Origin of the sequence: Stenotrophomonas rhizophila (assembly GCF_001704155.1) — a bacterium.
GTDB classification, from domain to species: Bacteria; Pseudomonadota; Gammaproteobacteria; order Xanthomonadales; family Xanthomonadaceae; genus Stenotrophomonas; species Stenotrophomonas rhizophila_A.
This window is the reverse complement of sequence record NZ_CP016294.1, coordinates 3,720,555-3,737,070: the sequence shown is the minus strand read 5'-3', so window position 1 is coordinate 3,737,070 and position 16,516 is coordinate 3,720,555. Positions and strand designations below refer to the sequence as shown.

At 65.7% G+C, this 16,516-nt stretch carries 16 protein-coding genes; 7 read left to right on the top strand and 9 right to left on the bottom strand.

Going from position 1 to position 16,516, the window contains the following annotated elements; translation table 11 throughout:
- Positions 1-75 precede the first annotated feature (75 nt).
- From atpG to glmU, 4 genes are all read left to right on the top strand, one after another.
- The gene (gene atpG / locus BAY15_RS16630; protein WP_068854098.1) at positions 76-939 is read left to right on the top strand and encodes a F0F1 ATP synthase subunit gamma; all 864 of its coding nucleotides are present in this window, start codon (positions 76-78) and stop codon (positions 937-939) included.
- 38 nt (positions 940-977) lie between these two features.
- Positions 978-2,384 carry a F0F1 ATP synthase subunit beta gene (gene atpD / locus BAY15_RS16625; protein ID WP_068854097.1) on the top strand — a complete coding sequence of 469 codons (1,407 nt, stop codon included), beginning with the start codon at positions 978-980 and terminating at the stop codon, positions 2,382-2,384.
- Positions 2,385-2,386: 2 nt separating this feature from the next.
- A complete protein-coding gene (locus tag BAY15_RS16620; RefSeq protein ID WP_068854096.1) occupies positions 2,387-2,809 on the top strand; it encodes a F0F1 ATP synthase subunit epsilon in 423 nt (140 codons plus the stop codon).
- 134 nt (positions 2,810-2,943) lie between these two features.
- The gene (gene glmU / locus BAY15_RS16615; protein ID WP_068854095.1) at positions 2,944-4,308 is read left to right on the top strand and encodes a bifunctional UDP-N-acetylglucosamine diphosphorylase/glucosamine-1-phosphate N-acetyltransferase GlmU; all 1,365 of its coding nucleotides are present in this window, start codon (positions 2,944-2,946) and stop codon (positions 4,306-4,308) included.
- 132 nt (positions 4,309-4,440) lie between these two features.
- Here glmU and BAY15_RS16610 read toward each other — a convergent pair whose 3' ends face one another.
- From BAY15_RS16610 to BAY15_RS16580, 7 genes are all read right to left on the bottom strand, one after another.
- The gene (locus BAY15_RS16610; RefSeq protein WP_068854094.1) at positions 4,441-5,796 is read right to left on the bottom strand and encodes a sensor histidine kinase; all 1,356 of its coding nucleotides are present in this window, start codon (positions 5,794-5,796) and stop codon (positions 4,441-4,443) included.
- Positions 5,793-7,136 carry a sigma-54-dependent transcriptional regulator gene (locus BAY15_RS16605; RefSeq protein WP_068854093.1) on the bottom strand — a complete coding sequence of 448 codons (1,344 nt, stop codon included), beginning with the start codon at positions 7,134-7,136 and terminating at the stop codon, positions 5,793-5,795. Before BAY15_RS16605 ends, BAY15_RS16610 begins: the two co-directional genes overlap by 4 nt.
- Before the next feature lie 78 nt (positions 7,137-7,214).
- The gene (locus BAY15_RS16600) at positions 7,215-7,625 is read right to left on the bottom strand and encodes a PDZ domain-containing protein (protein ID WP_237334281.1); all 411 of its coding nucleotides are present in this window, start codon (positions 7,623-7,625) and stop codon (positions 7,215-7,217) included.
- A gap of 1 nt (position 7,626) precedes the next feature.
- Positions 7,627-8,847, bottom strand: coding sequence for an ABC transporter permease (locus BAY15_RS16595; protein ID WP_068854092.1), 1,221 nt, complete (start codon positions 8,845-8,847; stop codon positions 7,627-7,629).
- A gap of 16 nt (positions 8,848-8,863) precedes the next feature.
- Positions 8,864-10,165, bottom strand: a complete 1,302-nt coding sequence (locus BAY15_RS16590) for an ABC transporter permease (protein WP_068854091.1) — start codon at positions 10,163-10,165, stop codon at positions 8,864-8,866.
- Positions 10,166-10,176: 11 nt separating this feature from the next.
- Positions 10,177-10,896, bottom strand: a complete 720-nt coding sequence (locus tag BAY15_RS16585; RefSeq protein ID WP_068854090.1) for an ABC transporter ATP-binding protein — start codon at positions 10,894-10,896, stop codon at positions 10,177-10,179.
- A 32-nt stretch (positions 10,897-10,928) separates the two neighbouring features.
- The gene (locus BAY15_RS16580) at positions 10,929-12,197 is read right to left on the bottom strand and encodes an efflux RND transporter periplasmic adaptor subunit (protein ID WP_068854089.1); all 1,269 of its coding nucleotides are present in this window, start codon (positions 12,195-12,197) and stop codon (positions 10,929-10,931) included.
- Between the two features lie 203 nt (positions 12,198-12,400).
- Between BAY15_RS16580 and glmS the strand changes: the two genes are divergently transcribed.
- From glmS to BAY15_RS16565, 3 genes are all read left to right on the top strand, one after another.
- The gene (gene glmS, locus BAY15_RS16575) at positions 12,401-14,242 is read left to right on the top strand and encodes a glutamine--fructose-6-phosphate transaminase (isomerizing) (protein ID WP_068854088.1); all 1,842 of its coding nucleotides are present in this window, start codon (positions 12,401-12,403) and stop codon (positions 14,240-14,242) included.
- A 211-nt stretch (positions 14,243-14,453) separates the two neighbouring features.
- Positions 14,454-14,912, top strand: coding sequence for a DUF2846 domain-containing protein (locus tag BAY15_RS16570; protein WP_083214287.1), 459 nt, complete (start codon positions 14,454-14,456; stop codon positions 14,910-14,912).
- Between the two features lie 228 nt (positions 14,913-15,140).
- The gene (locus BAY15_RS16565; protein ID WP_068854086.1) at positions 15,141-15,572 is read left to right on the top strand and encodes a CBS domain-containing protein; all 432 of its coding nucleotides are present in this window, start codon (positions 15,141-15,143) and stop codon (positions 15,570-15,572) included.
- 54 nt (positions 15,573-15,626) lie between these two features.
- Here the strand turns inward: BAY15_RS16565 and BAY15_RS19290 are convergent, their stop codons facing one another.
- Both BAY15_RS19290 and BAY15_RS19285 read right to left on the bottom strand, forming a co-directional pair.
- Positions 15,627-16,331, bottom strand: coding sequence for a hypothetical protein (locus tag BAY15_RS19290; RefSeq protein ID WP_068854085.1), 705 nt, complete (start codon positions 16,329-16,331; stop codon positions 15,627-15,629).
- The gene (locus BAY15_RS19285) at positions 16,328-16,471 is read right to left on the bottom strand and encodes a hypothetical protein (protein ID WP_157771771.1); all 144 of its coding nucleotides are present in this window, start codon (positions 16,469-16,471) and stop codon (positions 16,328-16,330) included. Before BAY15_RS19285 ends, BAY15_RS19290 begins: the two co-directional genes overlap by 4 nt.
- Between the last annotated feature and the right edge of the window lie 45 nt (positions 16,472-16,516).

Here is a 16,516-nt window from a genome sequence, read left to right as displayed (position 1 = left end):
TTCGTGGGGCGGGGAGTGTTTCCCCGCTGCGCAAACGACAAAGCGGGGCATGGCCCCGCTCTACGGGAATAAGAGATGGCAAGCGGACGCGAAATCAAAACCAAGATCAAGAGCGTGCAGAACACCCGCAAGGTGACCCGCGCGCTTGAAATGGTCTCGGCCTCCAAAATCCGCAAGGCGCAGGAGCGGATGAAGACGTCGCGTCCGTATGCGCAGGCGATGAAGCAGGTGATCGGCCACCTGGCCCAGGCCAGCACCGATTACCAGCATCCGTTCCTGGTCCAGCGCGACGAAGTGAAGCGCGTGGGCTACATCGTGGTCTCTTCCGACCGCGGCCTGGCCGGCGGCCTGAACAACAACCTGTTCCGCAAGATGCTCGGCGACGTGCGCGAGTGGCAGGACAAGGGCGCCGAGATCGACCTGGTGACCATCGGCCAGAAGGCATCCACCTTCTTCCGCCGCGTCAAGGTCAACATGGTCGGCAGCGTCACCCACATGGGCGACGTGCCGCACCTGGAACAGCTGATCGGTGTCATCAAGGTCATGCTCGATGCCTTCACCGAGGGCAAGGTCGACCGTGTGTACCTGGTCTACAACCGCTTCATCAACACGATGACGCAGAAGGCCAGCTTCGACCAGCTGCTGCCGTTGCCGGCCGCCGAGAAGCAGGTTGCACACCACGACTGGGATTACCTGTACGAACCCGACGCCGCGACCGTGCTGGAGCACGTGATGACGCGTTACGTCGAATCGCTGGTGTACCAGGCAGTGCTGGAAAACGTCGCGTCCGAGCATGCAGCCCGCATGGTCGCGATGAAGTCGGCCAGTGACAACGCCAACAAGCTGATCGGAACCCTGCAGCTGGTCTACAACAAGGCCCGCCAGGCAGCGATCACCCAGGAAATTTCGGAAATCGTCGGCGGCGCGGCAGCAGTCTGACGCGCGCAGTCAAAGCATTTAAATTAGAGGATGCAGCAATGAGTCAGGGCAAGATCGTTCAGATCATCGGCGCCGTCGTCGACGTGGAATTCCCCCGCGAGTCGGTGCCGAAGGTGTACCACGCGCTGAAGGTGGACAACACCGAAATCACGCTGGAAGTGCAGCAGCAGCTCGGCGACGGCGTGGTCCGTTGCATCGCGCTGGGCTCCACCGACGGCCTGAAGCGCAACCTGGTGGCCACCAACACCGAACGCGCCATCTCGGTGCCGGTCGGTGCCGGCACCCTGGGCCGCATCATGGACGTGCTGGGCCGTCCGATCGACGAAGCCGGTCCGGTGACCGCCAGCGACAGCTGGGAAATCCACCGTGAAGCGCCGTCGTACGAAGACCAGTCCCCGGCCACCGAGCTGCTGGAAACCGGCATCAAGGTCATCGACCTGATGTGCCCGTTCGCCAAGGGCGGCAAGGTCGGCCTGTTCGGCGGCGCCGGCGTCGGCAAGACCGTCAACATGATGGAGCTGATCAACAACATCGCCAAGGCGCACAGCGGCCTGTCCGTGTTCGCCGGCGTGGGTGAGCGTACCCGTGAGGGCAACGACTTCTACCACGAGATGAAGGACTCCAACGTCCTGGACAAGGTCGCGATGGTGTACGGCCAGATGAACGAGCCGCCGGGCAACCGCCTGCGCGTCGCGTTGACCGGCCTGACCATGGCGGAATACTTCCGCGACGAGAAGGACGAAAACGGCAAGGGCAAGGACGTGCTGCTGTTCGTCGACAACATCTACCGCTACACCCTGGCCGGTACCGAAGTGTCGGCACTGCTGGGCCGCATGCCGTCGGCCGTGGGTTACCAGCCGACCCTGGCCGAGGAAATGGGCGTCCTGCAGGAGCGCATCACCTCGACCAAGAACGGCTCGATCACCTCGATCCAGGCCGTCTACGTGCCGGCCGATGACTTGACCGACCCGTCCCCGGCGACCACCTTCGCCCACCTGGATTCGACCGTGACCCTGTCGCGTTCGATCGCCTCGCTGGGTATCTACCCGGCGGTGGATCCGCTGGATTCGACCAGCCGCCAGATGGACCCGCTGGTCATCGGCCACGAACATTACGACACCGCCCAGCGCGTCCAGCAGACCCTGCAGAAGTACAAGGAACTGAAGGACATCATCGCCATCCTGGGCATGGACGAACTGTCCGAAGAAGACAAGCAGGCCGTGTCGCGCGCCCGCAAGATCGAGCGCTTCTTCAGCCAGCCGTTCCACGTGGCCGAAGTGTTCACCGGCTCGCCGGGCAAGTACGTGTCGCTGAAGGACACCATCCGCGGCTTCAAGGCCATCGTCGACGGTGAGTACGACCACCTGCCGGAACAGGCGTTCTACATGGTCGGCAGCATCGAAGAAGCGGTCGAGAAAGCCAAGAAGATGGCTGAGAAGGCCTGATCATGAGCACCATCCGTTGCGACATCGTCAGCGCCGAGCAGGAAATCTTCCGTGGTGAAGCGACTCTGGTCGTGGCTACGGGTGAGCTTGGCGAACTGGGCATCGCGCCCAAGCACGCCCCGCTGATCACCCGGCTCAAGCCGGGCAAGGTGGTGGTCACCACCCCGAATGGCGAACAGCTGGACTTCGCCATCTCCGGCGGCATCCTCGAGGTGCAGCCGCAGGTCGTGACCGTGCTGGCCGACACCGCGATCCGCGCGCAGGACATCGACGAAACCTCGGTCCGCAAGGCCAAGGAAGAAGCCGAGCGCATCCTGGCCAACCGTGGCGAAGCGATGGAAGTAGCCGAAGCCCAGCAGAAGCTGGCCGAAGCCGTGGTCCAGCTGCAGGCGCTGGAGCGCCTGCGCAAGACCCTCAAGCACTGAGTTCCAGCGCTTACCGCTGCATGCGACAACGCCGGCTTCTGCCGGCGTTGTTGTTTCCGCGTACCGGAAACGCGGCACATTGACGGCGGGCGTTCTAGAATCGCAGTCGTCACCTTTGATCACCCTCCATCCCCATGACCCAAGCCCTGCACGTCATCATCCTCGCCGCCGGCGCTGGCAAGCGCATGAAGTCGGACCTGCCCAAGGTGCTGCAGCCGATTGCCGGCCGCCCGATGCTGGCCCATGTGATCGATACCGCGCGCCAGCTGCGGCCCGACGCCATCCATGTGGTGTACGGCCACGGTGGTGAAGCGGTGCGCGCGGCGTTCGCCGACCAGCCGGACCTGCAGTGGGCCGAACAGACCCAGCAGCTGGGCACCGGCCATGCCGTGCAGCAGGCCATGCCGCAGGTGCCCGATGCGGCCACGGTGCTGGTGCTGTACGGCGATGTGCCGCTGATCCAGGTGGATACCCTGCGCCACCTGCTGGCGCAGCCGGGCCGCCTGGCCGTGCTGGTGGCCGATATGGTCAACCCAACCGGCTATGGCCGGATCGTACGCAATGCCGAAGGCAAAGTGGGCGCGATCGTCGAGCAGAAGGACGCGACCGACGAACAGCTGGCCATCCGCACCATCAACACCGGCATCATCACCGCCGAATCGACCGCGCTGCGCACCTGGTTGTCGCAGCTGTCCAACAGCAACGCGCAGGGCGAGTACTACCTGACCGATGTGTTCGCGTCCGCCGCAGCGGACTACACGCCCGCCGACATGGCCTTCGTGGCCGACGCGCAGGAGGCCGAGGGTGCCAACGACCCCTGGCAGCTCTCGCAGCTCGAACGCGCGTGGCAGCTGCGCGAAGTGCGTGCGCTGTGCGCGCAGGGCGCCCGCGTGATCGACCCGGCCCGGCTCGATATCCGGGGTACGGTCACGGTCGGCCGCGATGTGCAGATCGACGTCAACGTGATCCTGGAAGGCACCGTTGAACTGGGCGACGGGGTCAGCATCGGCCCGTTCACCCGGCTCAAGGACGTCAAGCTGGCCGCCGGCACGGTGGTCAAGCCGCATTGTGACCTGGACGGCGTGGTCAGCGAGGGCGCGGCCGACATCGGCCCGTTCGCGCGGCTGCGTCCGGGCACCGTGCTGGCCGACGGTTCGCACGTGGGCAATTTCGTGGAAACCAAGAAGGTCCACCTCGGCGTGGGCAGCAAGGCCAACCACCTCACCTACCTGGGTGATGCGGTGATCGGCAGCAAGGTCAACATCGGGGCCGGCACCATCACCTGCAACTACGACGGCGTGAACAAGTCGCAGACCACCATTGGCGACAACGCCTTCATCGGCTCCAACAGCTCGCTGGTGGCGCCGGTGACGATCGGGCAGGGCGCAACAATCGCGGCCGGTTCGGTGATTACCCGCAATGCACCGGAAGGTGAGTTGACCGTCGCGCGCGCGCGCCAGCAGACGATTGAAGGCTGGCACCGCCCGGTGAAGAAGTAACCGGGCACCGCCTGGGCCGGCCACCGGCCGGCGCCACCGCGGGCTATCCGGCGCCAAAGGTTGATTGATCCGGATCCCAATGGGCCCGTAAAAATTCGTAGCGCCGGCCGTTGGCCGGCCAAGGCGAACCCATCACCCCGGCAAAAAGATCGCCACGCACAGACCGCCCTCGCGGCGGTTCTGCAGTGACACGCGCCCACCATGCGCCTCGACGATTTCGCGGGTAAGCGCCAACCCGAGCCCCGTGCCATTGCGCTTGGTGGAATAGAACGGCATCAGCGCGTTCTGCAGCACCGCCTCGTTCATGCCCTTGCCACGGTCCAGCACCTCGATCCGCAGCCACTGCGGCAGCCGGGTCAGGCGCAGCTCCACGTCATCATTGGGTGGGTCGGCTTCAGCGCACGCTTCATGCGCGTTCTTGAGCAGGTTCAGCAGCGCCTGTCCCAGCTGGGCGATGTCCACGCGCCCTTGAAGGTCTTCGGGAATGTCCGCCATGCGGAATGGAATCTGCAGCTGCAGCCCGGCCAGGAACTGCTTCCACTGCACGTTCTGCAGCTGCGGCTGCGGCAGCTTGGCAAAGCGCGCGTAGCCGCGGATGAAGCCTTCCAGGTGCCGTGACCGGTCTTCGATGGTGGCGAACACTTCTTCCAGGCGCTCGGTCTTGCCACGCCGCACCAGCTCGCCCCCGGAATGCGCCAGCGACGCAATCGGTGCCAGCGAGTTGTTGAGTTCGTGGCTGATCACCCGGATCACCTTCTTCCAGGTCTGCACTTCCTGTCGCCGCAGCTCGGCGGTGAGCAGGCGGATCAGCAGCAGGTCGTGCGGGCGGCCGTTGAGATGGAAGCTGCGCCGCGACAGGTGGTAGACCTGCTCGTCATCGTCATCTGCCTCGTCATCCACGTCACCCGGGCCGCGCACCGCAAACAGGCTGTCGCCGCCGCGTACGATGGCATCGCGCAGCTCCACCGGCATGGTCTCCAGCACGTTCTGCATGGCCTGGCCTTCCAGCTTCCAGCCGTTGTGCAGCAGCTTGCGCGCGGCCAGGTTGGAGAACATGACGCGCTGCACGCCATCGCCGCCGTTGGCCAGCAGCAGCATCGACACCGGCGTGTTCTGCACCATGGTGTCCAGCAGCAGCTCGCGCTGCACCAGACCCTGGCGCTGTTCGCGCAGCACGTCACCCAGCTCGCGGTGCGCCTGGACGAGGTCGCCCAGTTCATCGTTGCCCGGCCAGTACACGCTGAAGTTGTATTCGCCATCGCGGTAGCTGCTGGTGGTGCCCGACAGCGCCCGCAGCAGCGAGCGGACCGGCGCGGTGGCACGGCGCAACGTCCACCACATCAACACCAGCAGCGCCACGGCCGACACCAGCGTCACCAGCCAGCCCTGGTCCATCCAGTACGCCAGCAGCCACGGCCCGGCCGCGGCCAGCGCCAGCACCGGCAGCAGGCGCAGGAACAGGCGGAAGGTGAACGAGGTGCGCTTCATTCGCGCGGAATACCGTAGCGGTCCATGCGGCGGTACAGCGCCTGCCGGCTCAGGCCGAGTTCGGCCGCAGCCTGGGCAATGATGCCGTGGCTGTGCGACAGCGCCGATTCGATCCGGCTGCGGTCCGGGTCGGCGGCAGGCGTGGCCGCACGCGGCGCCGCCACGGCACGCGGCAGGTTCAGGTCCCCCACTTCAATACGCGGGCCCTGTGCGAGCAGGCCGGCGCGCTGGATCACGTTGCGCAGCTCGCGCACGTTGCCGGGCCACGCGTGGCGTTGCAACGCACTGGCGGCGGCATTGGACAGTGGCTTGCCATCGCCCAGGAAGCGCTCGGCCAACGGCAGGATGTCGCCCGGTCGCTCGGCCAGCGGCGGCAGTGCCAATTCAACGGTGTTGAGGCGGTAGTACAGGTCTTCGCGGAACTGGCCGTCGCGGATCATCGCCGGCAGGTCGGCGTTGGTCGCGCTGATCACGCGCACCTTGACCTGGCGCTCGCGGTTGGAGCCCAGCCGCTCGAAACGGCCGGTTTCCAGCACGCGCAGCAGCTTCATCTGCCCGCCCAGCGACAGGTTGCCGATCTCGTCCAGGAACAACGTGCCGCCATCGGCGGCTTCGAACTTGCCTTCGCGCGCCTTGTTGGCGCCGGTGTAGGCGCCGGCCTCGGTGCCGAACAGTTCAGCCTCGATCAGCTCGGACGGAATGGCGCCGCAGTTCAGCGCCACGAACGCGCCTTTGGCCACCAGCGAGTTGGCCTGGATGATCTCGGCGATCTTCTCCTTGCCTGCGCCGTTGGGCCCGGTGATCAGCACGGGCAGCTCGGAGCGCGCGACCTGGCAGGCCAGGTTCACCACGCGTTCGCTGGCCGGGTCGGCCACCACCGCGCCGCGCAGGTCGTAGCGTGCTTCCAGCGCCGTGCGGTCGCGCTGTTCGCGCGCACGGCGGCGGTCAAGCTCGCGGCGGGTTTCAGACAGCTCCAGCAGGTTGTTGACCGTAGTCAGCAGCTTGCGGTCGTCCCAGGGCTTGGCCAGGTAGTCGGCCGCGCCGGCCTTGACCAGGTCCACCGCGCTGCTCAGATGGGTCCAGGCGGTAAGCAGGATCACCGGCAGGTCCGGATGGCGGGCGCGGATCTGCTGGAACAGCGCCTCGCCTTCTTCACCGGACGTGGTGTCTTCGGTGAAGTTCATGTCCTGGATGACCAGGTCCACCGGCTGCTGTTCCAGCAGCGCCAGGCCCTCGTCTGGCGACAGCGCGTGCACGGCGTCGATGTCGTGCAGCGAGAACAGGACCTCCAGCGCGGTAGCCACGCTGGCGTTGTCGTCAATGATCAGGATCGAAGGCATGCGGCAACGAAGGACCGGAAAGTAGGCAGAGAGTACCCGAGCGCCGGGCCCACCGGCAGGGTGGGCCCGGAAGGCGGCTTACGGGCGTCCCGGCGGTGACGGCGGCGCCGGCGGGCGAGGCGGGGGCGGCGGTTGCACCGCGCGCCATGCTGAGGTCGGCACGCTGACTACCTGGTCGCGGCCGGCGCGGCGCACCGTGACCGGCACGCTGGCTTTGTCGCTGGCCGACAGTGCGTCGGTCAATTCGCCCACCTTGCGCACCGGCACGCCGTCCACGCGCAGGACCTGGTCGCCGGCCTGCACGCCGAAGCGGCTGGCCGGCGACGCGGCGGTAACGCTCACCGCGCCCTGTTCGGATTCGAGGGTGAGGCGCGCGCCATCCTGGCGCCAGTCCATACGCGACGACTCGGTCTGGGTGCTTTCGGCGCAGGCGGTGGTGCTGATCATCAGCAGGGCGGCCAGCGTGAGACGGATGGGGGAAACGGTCATGTCAGGCACTCCGGGTGGCGACGGCCGGCGGTACCGCCGCGGCGCGGTGGGCGGGCCCGAACACGGCGATCTGGCCCAGCAGCCAAAGTAGCACTGCGCCAATGGGCAGGTAGGTGATCGGCATGCGCGGCAGCTCGTAGGCACCCATCAGCCACAGGTTGATCGAGTACGCCAGCAGCATGCCCAGCACGATACCCACGGTGGCCAGCAGGAAGTTCTCGGTCTGGAAGTACCGGAGGATCTGGCCACGGGTGGCGCCCAGCGCACGGCGGATGCCGATCTGCTTGGTACGCTGCTGCACCCAGAAGCTGGCCAGGCCCACGATGCCCAGCGCGGTGACCACCAGCAGCGCCACGCAGACCGTGATCAGCAGGCCGACCATTGCGCGGTCGTTCTGGAAGTACTTGGTGCGCTGTTCTTCGTAGGTGAGCTTGGCGCGCACCATGCGGCTGCTGTCCACCTTCTCCAGCGCGGCCACGGCGGCGGTGAGCACTTCCTGGCGGCGCGCCGCGTCGGTCACCCGGATCAGGTACGTGCCCATATCGTAGTTGACCCGCACCGGCAGGATCATCGAATAGCCGGTGTCGGACTCCACCGTCACCGGGCGCGCCAGTTCCTTCACCACGCCGACGATGCGTAGCGGCATGCGCCCGCTGTAGATCGTCTTGCCGATGGCCTGGCCATCCGGGAACAGCTTGGTGGCGGCCTTGCTGCTCAGGATCACCGCCGAGCCGCGTTGCTCGATGGTGGCGTCCTTCTCCACGTCTTCCAGGTTGGCGAATTCGTCGCCCTCGAAGTCGCGGCCGGCCACCAGCTGCAGGCCCATGGTATCCAGCGTACCTTCCATGGAGAAGTACTGCGCGGCGTTGAAGTTGGGGCGTTCCTGGTCGGGGATCAGCGACAGGCTGGTGTTCCAGGAGTTGCGCCGGAACGGCAGCTGGTTGATCGCCACTGCGTTCTTCACCCCGGGGATGGAGCGCAGCGCGGCCAGGTCCTCACGGGTACGGGCGGTGGCATTGACCTGCTTGCCGATGCCGCCCAGCCGCACTTCCAGCAGCTCCTGTTCGGCAATGCCGCTGGGCTGGTTGATCTTTTCCAGGCGCTGGCCGATCAGGAACAACGCGTTGCAGACGATCGCGCAGGTCAGCGCGATCTCCAGCACGATGAGTGCGGCGGCGGTCTTGTGCCGGCGCAACGTGCTCAGGATGGGTCGGATATCCATGATGTGCTCCGGATCCTTACTGCGATTTGAGTTGAATGGCGGGGGTGACCTGCATGGCGCGCAGCGCCGGCAGGAAACCGGCCAGCAGGCTGGCGGCCAGGGTCAGGCCGAAGGTGAGCAGCAGCATCTTGCCGTCCAGCGTGGCCAGCTTGGCGTAGTCCACCGGCTGCTGCCGAACTGCATACAGGCCCAGCAGGGCCAGTCCCAGGCCCAGCACGCCACCGGCCAGGCCGACGGTGCCGGCTTCGACCAGCGACTGCAGGAAGATCTGCCCACGGCTGGCACCCAGTGCGCGGCGTACGCCGATCTCGCCGCTGCGGCGCAGGAACTTGGCCAGCAGCAGGCCCACCGTGTTGATCAGGCACACCGCCAGGAAGCCCAGTGCCAGCCACAGCTGCAGGCGTACGTCGCTGGGCACCACCTGCTTGAAGTCCAACCACTCCATTACATTGCGCAGGCGCACGTTGGACGGACGCTGGAAGCGACCGGCGGCCTTCTGCTGTGCCGAATAGTTTTCCAGGTACGCCCGGTAGTCGCCGGCGTCGGCCGGCGAGGCCAGCTCAACCCAGTACTGCATCCACACGCACGGTGCATTGAGCGCGGTTTCCTCGCCGTTGGCGTTGTCCCAGCAGTTCATGTTGCCGTTGCGGCCGAACTTAAGGTCCAGCGCGGTGAACACCGGCACGAAGATGTCTTCGCTGTCGCCGTAGCGGCCGGTTTCCAGGTCGTAGAAGTGCGGGTTGGGATTCCATTCGTCCAGCACGCCGACGATGTTGAAGGTGTGCCCATCCATGCGCAATGGCTTGCCCACGCTGTTCTGGCCGTTGAACAACTTCTCGTTCAAGGCCTTGGAGATCACCGCCACCCGGCCACGGCCTTCGTCCTGGTCGGGCTTCCAGCCCTGGCCGTACTTGAACGGTGCATCGAACATGGTGAAGAAATCGCTGGACGCATAGCGCGCATCGGTGTCGAACGGGCGCAGCGTGCTGTTGTCCGGTTCCACCGTGACGCCACCACCGGTCATCAGCACCTGGTGTTTGGCCTTCTTTTCACGCAGCAACGTTTCGCCATCGAAGCGGGTGACCTGTTCTTCGGGCTCTTCGCTGGGCTGGTAGCCGATCATCGGTCGCGGGTCGACCTGCACGTTGAACAGGCGGTCGCTCTTCTGCGGGATCGGATCGCCTGACAGCACATGGAACACGGTCAGGGTGGTCATGGAAGCACCGATGCCCAGCGCGATGGCGATCACCATCAGCGCGGTCAGCACCTTGTTGCGCCGGAAGCTGCGCAGGGCCAGTCGGAAGTAGTAGGCGAGCATGGTGGCGGGCCTCAGTCGTTGAGCGTGGCGACGGCAACGCGCGGGGTGGCCAGCACCGGTTCGCGCACCAGGTCGGTGGCCTGGCCATCGACGATGTGCACGTTGCGCTGGGCACGCGCGGCCAGTTCCGGGTCATGGGTGACCATGACGATGGTGGTGCCGGCGGCGTTGATCTCTTCCAGCAGTTCCATCACGCCACGGGCCATCTGGCTGTCCAGGTTGCCGGTCGGTTCGTCGGCCAGCAGCAGGCGCGGGCTGCCGGCCAGGGCGCGGGCGATGGCGGCGCGCTGCTGCTGGCCGCCCGACAGTTCGGAGGGGTAGTGCTTCATGCGCGAGCCCAGCCCGACCTGGCCCAGCGCGCGTTCGATGCGCTGCTTGCGTTCGCTGGCCGGCATGCCGCGGTAACGCAGCGGCACGTCGACGTTGTCGAACAGGTTGAGGTCGGAGATCAGGTTGAAACCCTGGAAGATGAAGCCGATCTTCTGGTTGCGCAGGCGGCTGCGGGCATCGTCGCCCAGCTTGCTCACGTCCTGCCCATCGAGCATGTAGGTGCCGCTGGTGAAGGTTTCCAGCAGGCCGGCGATATTGAGGAAGGTGGTCTTGCCCGAACCGGACGGGCCGGTTACCGCAACGAACTCACCCTCGCGCACGTGCAGGTCCAGCGAACGCAGGGCATGGGTTTCCACCTGTTCGGTGCGGAATACTTTGGCGACCGAGCGCATCTCGAGCATGGCTGTTTCCTTGGTTGAAGTGATGAGGGTGATCAGTTGATGGACACGGATTCGGCATCGCCGAACAGTTCAGCGCCGGAGACGACCACGCGGTCGCCCGGGCGCAGGCCGGACAGGATTTCCACTTCGCCCAGGCTGCTGACGCCCAGCCGCACCGGGCGGCGGATCGCGGTATCGCCATCCATGACGTAGGCCTGGCCGTTGCCCTGTTCCACGAACGGGCCACGCTCGACCTTGATGACATTGCGGCGGGTATCGAGCACGATCCGCGACTGCATGCGCTGGCTCTGGCGCAGGCCCTGCGGTTGTTTGTCGGTGAAGCGGATGCGGGCGTTCACTTCGCCGGCCACCACTTCGGGCGACACCGCGCTGATCTCGCCCGGGAACGGCTGGCCGTTGCCGCTGGTGAGCTGGGCCGGAATGCCGATGGACAGGTCGCGGGCGAAGCTTTCCGGCACCTTGATCTCGATCTCGAAGCGCGACAGATCGACCACGCCCAGGATCGGCGCGTTGGCCGCCACCTGGGTGTGCTGGGTGGCCTGGACCTGGCCCACCTGGCCATCGAACGGTGCGCGCAGGGTCAGCGCGTCCACCTGGCGCTGCACTTCTTCCACCACCGCGCGCTGGCGGTCGGCCAGCAGGCGCTTGTTGCGGGCATCGAGGTCCGCGCCCTGGCCCTGCAGGCGGGCGTCGGTCTGGGCGTTGGCCAGCGAGATGTCGGCCTTTTTCAGGCTGTCGTTGGCCTTGGCCAGGTCGATCTGCGGCACCGCGCCGCCGTCATAGCCGCGCTGGTAGCGCTGCAGGTCGCGTTCGGCGGCCTGGCGCTCAATGCTGGCCTGGTCGGTTTCCTTGCTGGCCTTGGCCCGGGCCAGGGTGGCATCGAGCACGGCGCGGCTGGCTTCGGCTTCCAGCCCGGCCAGGGTGGTGCGCTCCTGGGCCAGCTTGCTGCGCAGCTCGGGGCTGTCGATCACCGCCAGCTCCTGGCCCTTCTTCACCACATCGCCGGCCACCACCTTCAGGTCCACCGTACCGGCGGAGATCGCGTACAGGATCGGGCTGTTAGCGGCGATCACCCGGCCATCGGCGGCCAGGTCGCGGACCAGGTCGCCCTGCTTGACCTCGGCAATGCGCACCCGCGCGCTGTCAAAGGAGCGGCTGGACCCGAGCCAGGCGCGGGCGGCGAAGACGATCGCCAGCAGCACCACCAGCGCGGCGATGCCCGGCCACAGCCAGCGCTTCCACGGCGCGGCCGTGCCCGGGGTGGAGAGGGTCTGGTCCTGTGCGGAAGTGTCGCGGATCATCGGGCTCGTTCGCGGTTGGGTTGCGGTATACCAAGCACACCGCGTGCCAACATTGGCCCCTTTGAAAACAACAGCTTGCGAAGCGGGCGCGATTGTCCGGGTGTCCGCGGACACCGCAGCGGACACTTTTGTTAAGCGGACAGCGTCCAAGCGGTCCAGCCGCCCACGCTAGAATGGGCGTTCGACAGCAGGGATCTGAATCTATGTGCGGGATTGTGGGGGCGATCGCGGATCGCGATGTGGTACCGGTACTCATCGAAGGACTGAAGCGGCTGGAATACCGGGGCTACGACTCGTCCGGCATCGCGGTACTGGACCAGACCCAGGCCCAGGCCGACGTGCGCCGCGTGCGCCGTACCGGCCGCGTGGCCGAGATGGAAAAGGCCGCCATCGCCGAAGGCTTCGACGCCACGCTCGGCATCGGCCACACCCGCTGGGCCACCCACGGCGGCGTTACCGAAGCCAACGCCCACCCGCACATCAGCCACGGCGTTGCGCTGGTGCACAACGGCATCATCGAAAACCACGAAGAGCAGCGTGAGCGCCTGCGCGGGTTGGGCTACGTGTTCGAGTCGCAGACCGACACCGAAGTCATCGCCCACCTGATGCACCACAACCTGAAGAACGGCGACAGCCTGCTGTCGGCGCTGCAGCGCACGGTCAAGGAACTGACCGGTGCCTATGCGCTGGCGGTGATGAGCCGCGCCGAGCCGGACCACTTCGTCTGTGCGCGCATGGGCTGCCCGCTGCTGGTGGGCCTGGGCCAGGGCGAGAACTTCGTGGCCTCCGACGTGTCGGCGGTGATCTCAGCCACCCGCAACGTGATTTTCCTGGAGGAGGGCGACACCGCCGACATCCGCCGCGATGGCGTGCAGGTGTATGACGAACACAACCAGCCGGTGGACCGTGGCGTGCACCAGTCGGACGTGTCGCTGGCCTCGCTGGAGCTGGGCCCGTACCGCCACTTCATGCAGAAGGAAATCCATGAACAGCCGCGCGCGCTGGGCGACACCATCGAAGCGGCGATCGACGCCGGTGGCTTCCCGGCCGAGCTGTTCGGCAAGAACGCCGAAAGCGTGCTGGCCGGCATCGAAGGCGTGCAGATCCTGGCCTGCGGTACCAGCTACTACGCCGGCCTGACCGCGCGCTACTGGATCGAATCCATCGCCGGCCTGCCGTGCAGCGTGGAGATCGCCAGCGAGTACCGCTACCGCGCCGCGTATGCCAACCCCAAGCACCTGATCGTCACCATCTCCCAGTCCGGTGAAACCCTGGACACGATGGAAGCGCTGAAGTACGCCAAATCGCTGGGCCACCTGCACACGCTGTCGATCTGCAACGTGCCGGAAAGCGCGATCCCGCGCGCCAGCGAACTGGTCTGCTACACCCGTGCCGGCGCCGAGATCGGCGTCGCCTCGACCAAGGCGTTCACCACCCAGCTGGCCGCGCTGTTCCAGCTGACCGTGGTGCTGGGCAAGCTGCACGGCCGCATCGATGCCGCGCAGGAAGCGGAGTACCTGGAGCAGCTGCGCTTCCTGCCGGGCAGCGTGCAGCATGCGCTGAACATGGAACCGCAGATCGCCATCTGGGCAGAGCGCTTTGCGCGCAAGAACAGCGCCCTGTTCCTGGGCCGCGGGCTGCATTACCCGATCGCACTGGAAGGCGCGCTCAAGCTCAAGGAAATCACCTACATCCACGCCGAAGCCTACCCGGCTGGCGAGCTCAAGCACGGCCCGCTGGCCCTGGTCGATGAAGACATGCCGGTGGTGGTGATCGCGCCCAACGACAGCCTGCTGGAGAAGGTCAAATCCAACATGCAGGAAGTGCGCGCGCGCGGCGGCGAGCTGTTCGTGTTTGCCGACCAGGACAGCAACTTCGTCGAATCCGAAGGCGTGCATGTCATCCGCACTCCGCGCCACGCCGGCGTGCTCAGCCCGGTGGTGCACACCATCCCGGTGCAGCTGCTGGCGTACCACACCGCCTTGGCGCGCGGCACCGACGTGGACAAGCCGCGCAACCTGGCCAAGAGCGTGACGGTGGAATAGCAAGCGACCAAGGCCGGTTGCGGGTAGGGAAGGGCGACCCTGAGGGGCCGCCCTTTTTCATGGTGGTACCCGGCCCCTATACAGCTTTGTAGAGACCCGGATAGACTCCGCGACGGCGCCACAGGCCGCGACCCCCACCGCACCGACTCGCCATCCGATGTCCAACAATCGCGTGCAGGATGCACGCCACAGGGGGCTTTGTTTGAACAAGATGTTGATGCTGGGGGTGGCTGCGGCCATCACCTTGATGTCCGGCTGCGCGTCGGTTCCGATGGCTGACAAGGGGACGCTGGATGTCGCCAAGACGTTCCCCGCTCCGGAAGCGGGCAAGGCGGGTGTCTACGTGTTCCGCAACAGCGGTGTAGGCCAGGCGCTCAAGAAGGATGTCCTGATCGACGGGGAGTGCCTGGGTGAGACCGCGAACAAGGTGTTCTTCTACACCCTGGTTGCGGGCGACCGCGAGCACACCTTCTCCACCGAGTCGGAGTTCTCGCCGAACGATCTGAAGCTGGTCACCGCTTCGGGCCAGAACTACTTCATCCGGCAGTCCATCAAGATGGGCGTCTTTGTGGGCGGTGCGAAGCTCGAGGCGGTGCCGGAAGCAGAAGGGCGCCGCCAGATTGCCAGCCTCAAGCTGGCTGCGCACGGCACGTGCTCGGTCAAGAAATGAATGGCTAGGTAGCGACCGGTGGTCGCTGCACCATCCCAGCCAAAGGGCGGTCCACCCGGGCCGCCCTTTGCCGTTTCTGGCGTCGGGAAAACTTTAGTCGAGTCCGCCTGCGACATTCAGCGTCGGTTCTAGTCGAAATGCCATTCTCGGGGTGTCAGCCGCTGGCTGCGTCAATCGGTCCCACCACGCAAGGCGTGTGGCTTCACCCAGTCTGCAACAGGAAAAAGAATGAACGTTCGCGAACTTCTGCAATCCAAGAAAGACTCCGTTGTCACCATCGACGTCGAAGACACGATCGGCGCCGCTGCCCACAAGATGAGCGCGCACAAGATCGCCGCGCTGGTGGTGATGAAGGATGATGTGCCGGTCCGGATCATCTCCGAGAAAGACATCGTGCGCAGTCTGGCCGACGACGGCCCGCAGGCGGGTCGCCGGGTCATCTCCACGCTTCCTTCGGCCGGCCTGGAAGGCATCGCCCCCGAGGCGACCCTGAAGCAGGCCATGGCGCTGATGACCTACTCGCGCCACCGCCACCTGATGGTGACCGAAGGCAGCAAGCTGGTGGGCATCCTCAGCCTGGGTGACATCGTCAAGAACCTGCTCAGCGAGCTGGAGCTGGAGAAGGCGGTGCTTCAGGACATCTACATGGCCGCGCATTAAAGGAATACCGTGAGCGGGGCTCTGCGCAGCGGTTCAGAGCCTCGCTCTACTGGCTCAGCGCGTGGCAGTTTCCACGCGTTGGAGGAACTTGGCAGTGCTTTCTCGTACTAGACGCAGCGCGGTTTGCGCCTTGGTGAGCTCTGGTTGAGAGAGCTGCTTCGTACCCGGAGGGAGAAACCAGCCCTTGATGCAGCCGGTGTCTCTCAAGGCAATCTGCACATGGCTATCCCTGTGAAATCCGGAGTTCGGCGCGATTTCGGGACCTTGTCGGAAGGCGCCCCGCACGGCTTGGAACTGCTCGAGCCCGGCAACGTCCTGGCGGCTTGAATGTATGAATTGGATCACCGCTCTATCCAGTCCACGAAGTAGGATCTCTTCGTCACGTGCGTCCACCGGGACATTCAGAGGGAGTGACTGCCCAATACGAAGGTAGCCCGCCTGGAAGTTCAGGTAGGCGTTCTCGAACTCCAGACGGCCGGCCTTTGTGGTCATGTCAAGGCATCGGTGAACGCTGAAGACACACCCAACGACGGCTGGTGTCGCAATGGGTCTCGCCGTCAATCTGCGCTGCGGTTGGCTGGCCGCTGCTTCGGCAAAGGCCATCGCCCTCTCTTCATCGCCTTCGAACAGGTAGAAGCCTGGGCCGAGCCAGTCGTACTGATTGCCACTGGGCGAAGGCGACAGTCGTCCGGAAACCAGTCCGTCTCTGACCGTGACGTCGCAGCCGTGATAACCGAGCCGAAGATGTCCATCGTTCATCGGTAGCCGCGCTTCAGCTTGCCAGAAGCGGTCAAGATGCCGGACTTGCGTATGATCGCCTCCGCCTGCTCCGGCGTCATGTCATATATCCGGCGAATCCTTTCCTCGTCGCTCAAGGTGTGCAGGTCCGCGGCGGTCATCCGGACGCGTCTGCTTTCACTCCTTTCGGCAGCACAGGGCTGCGG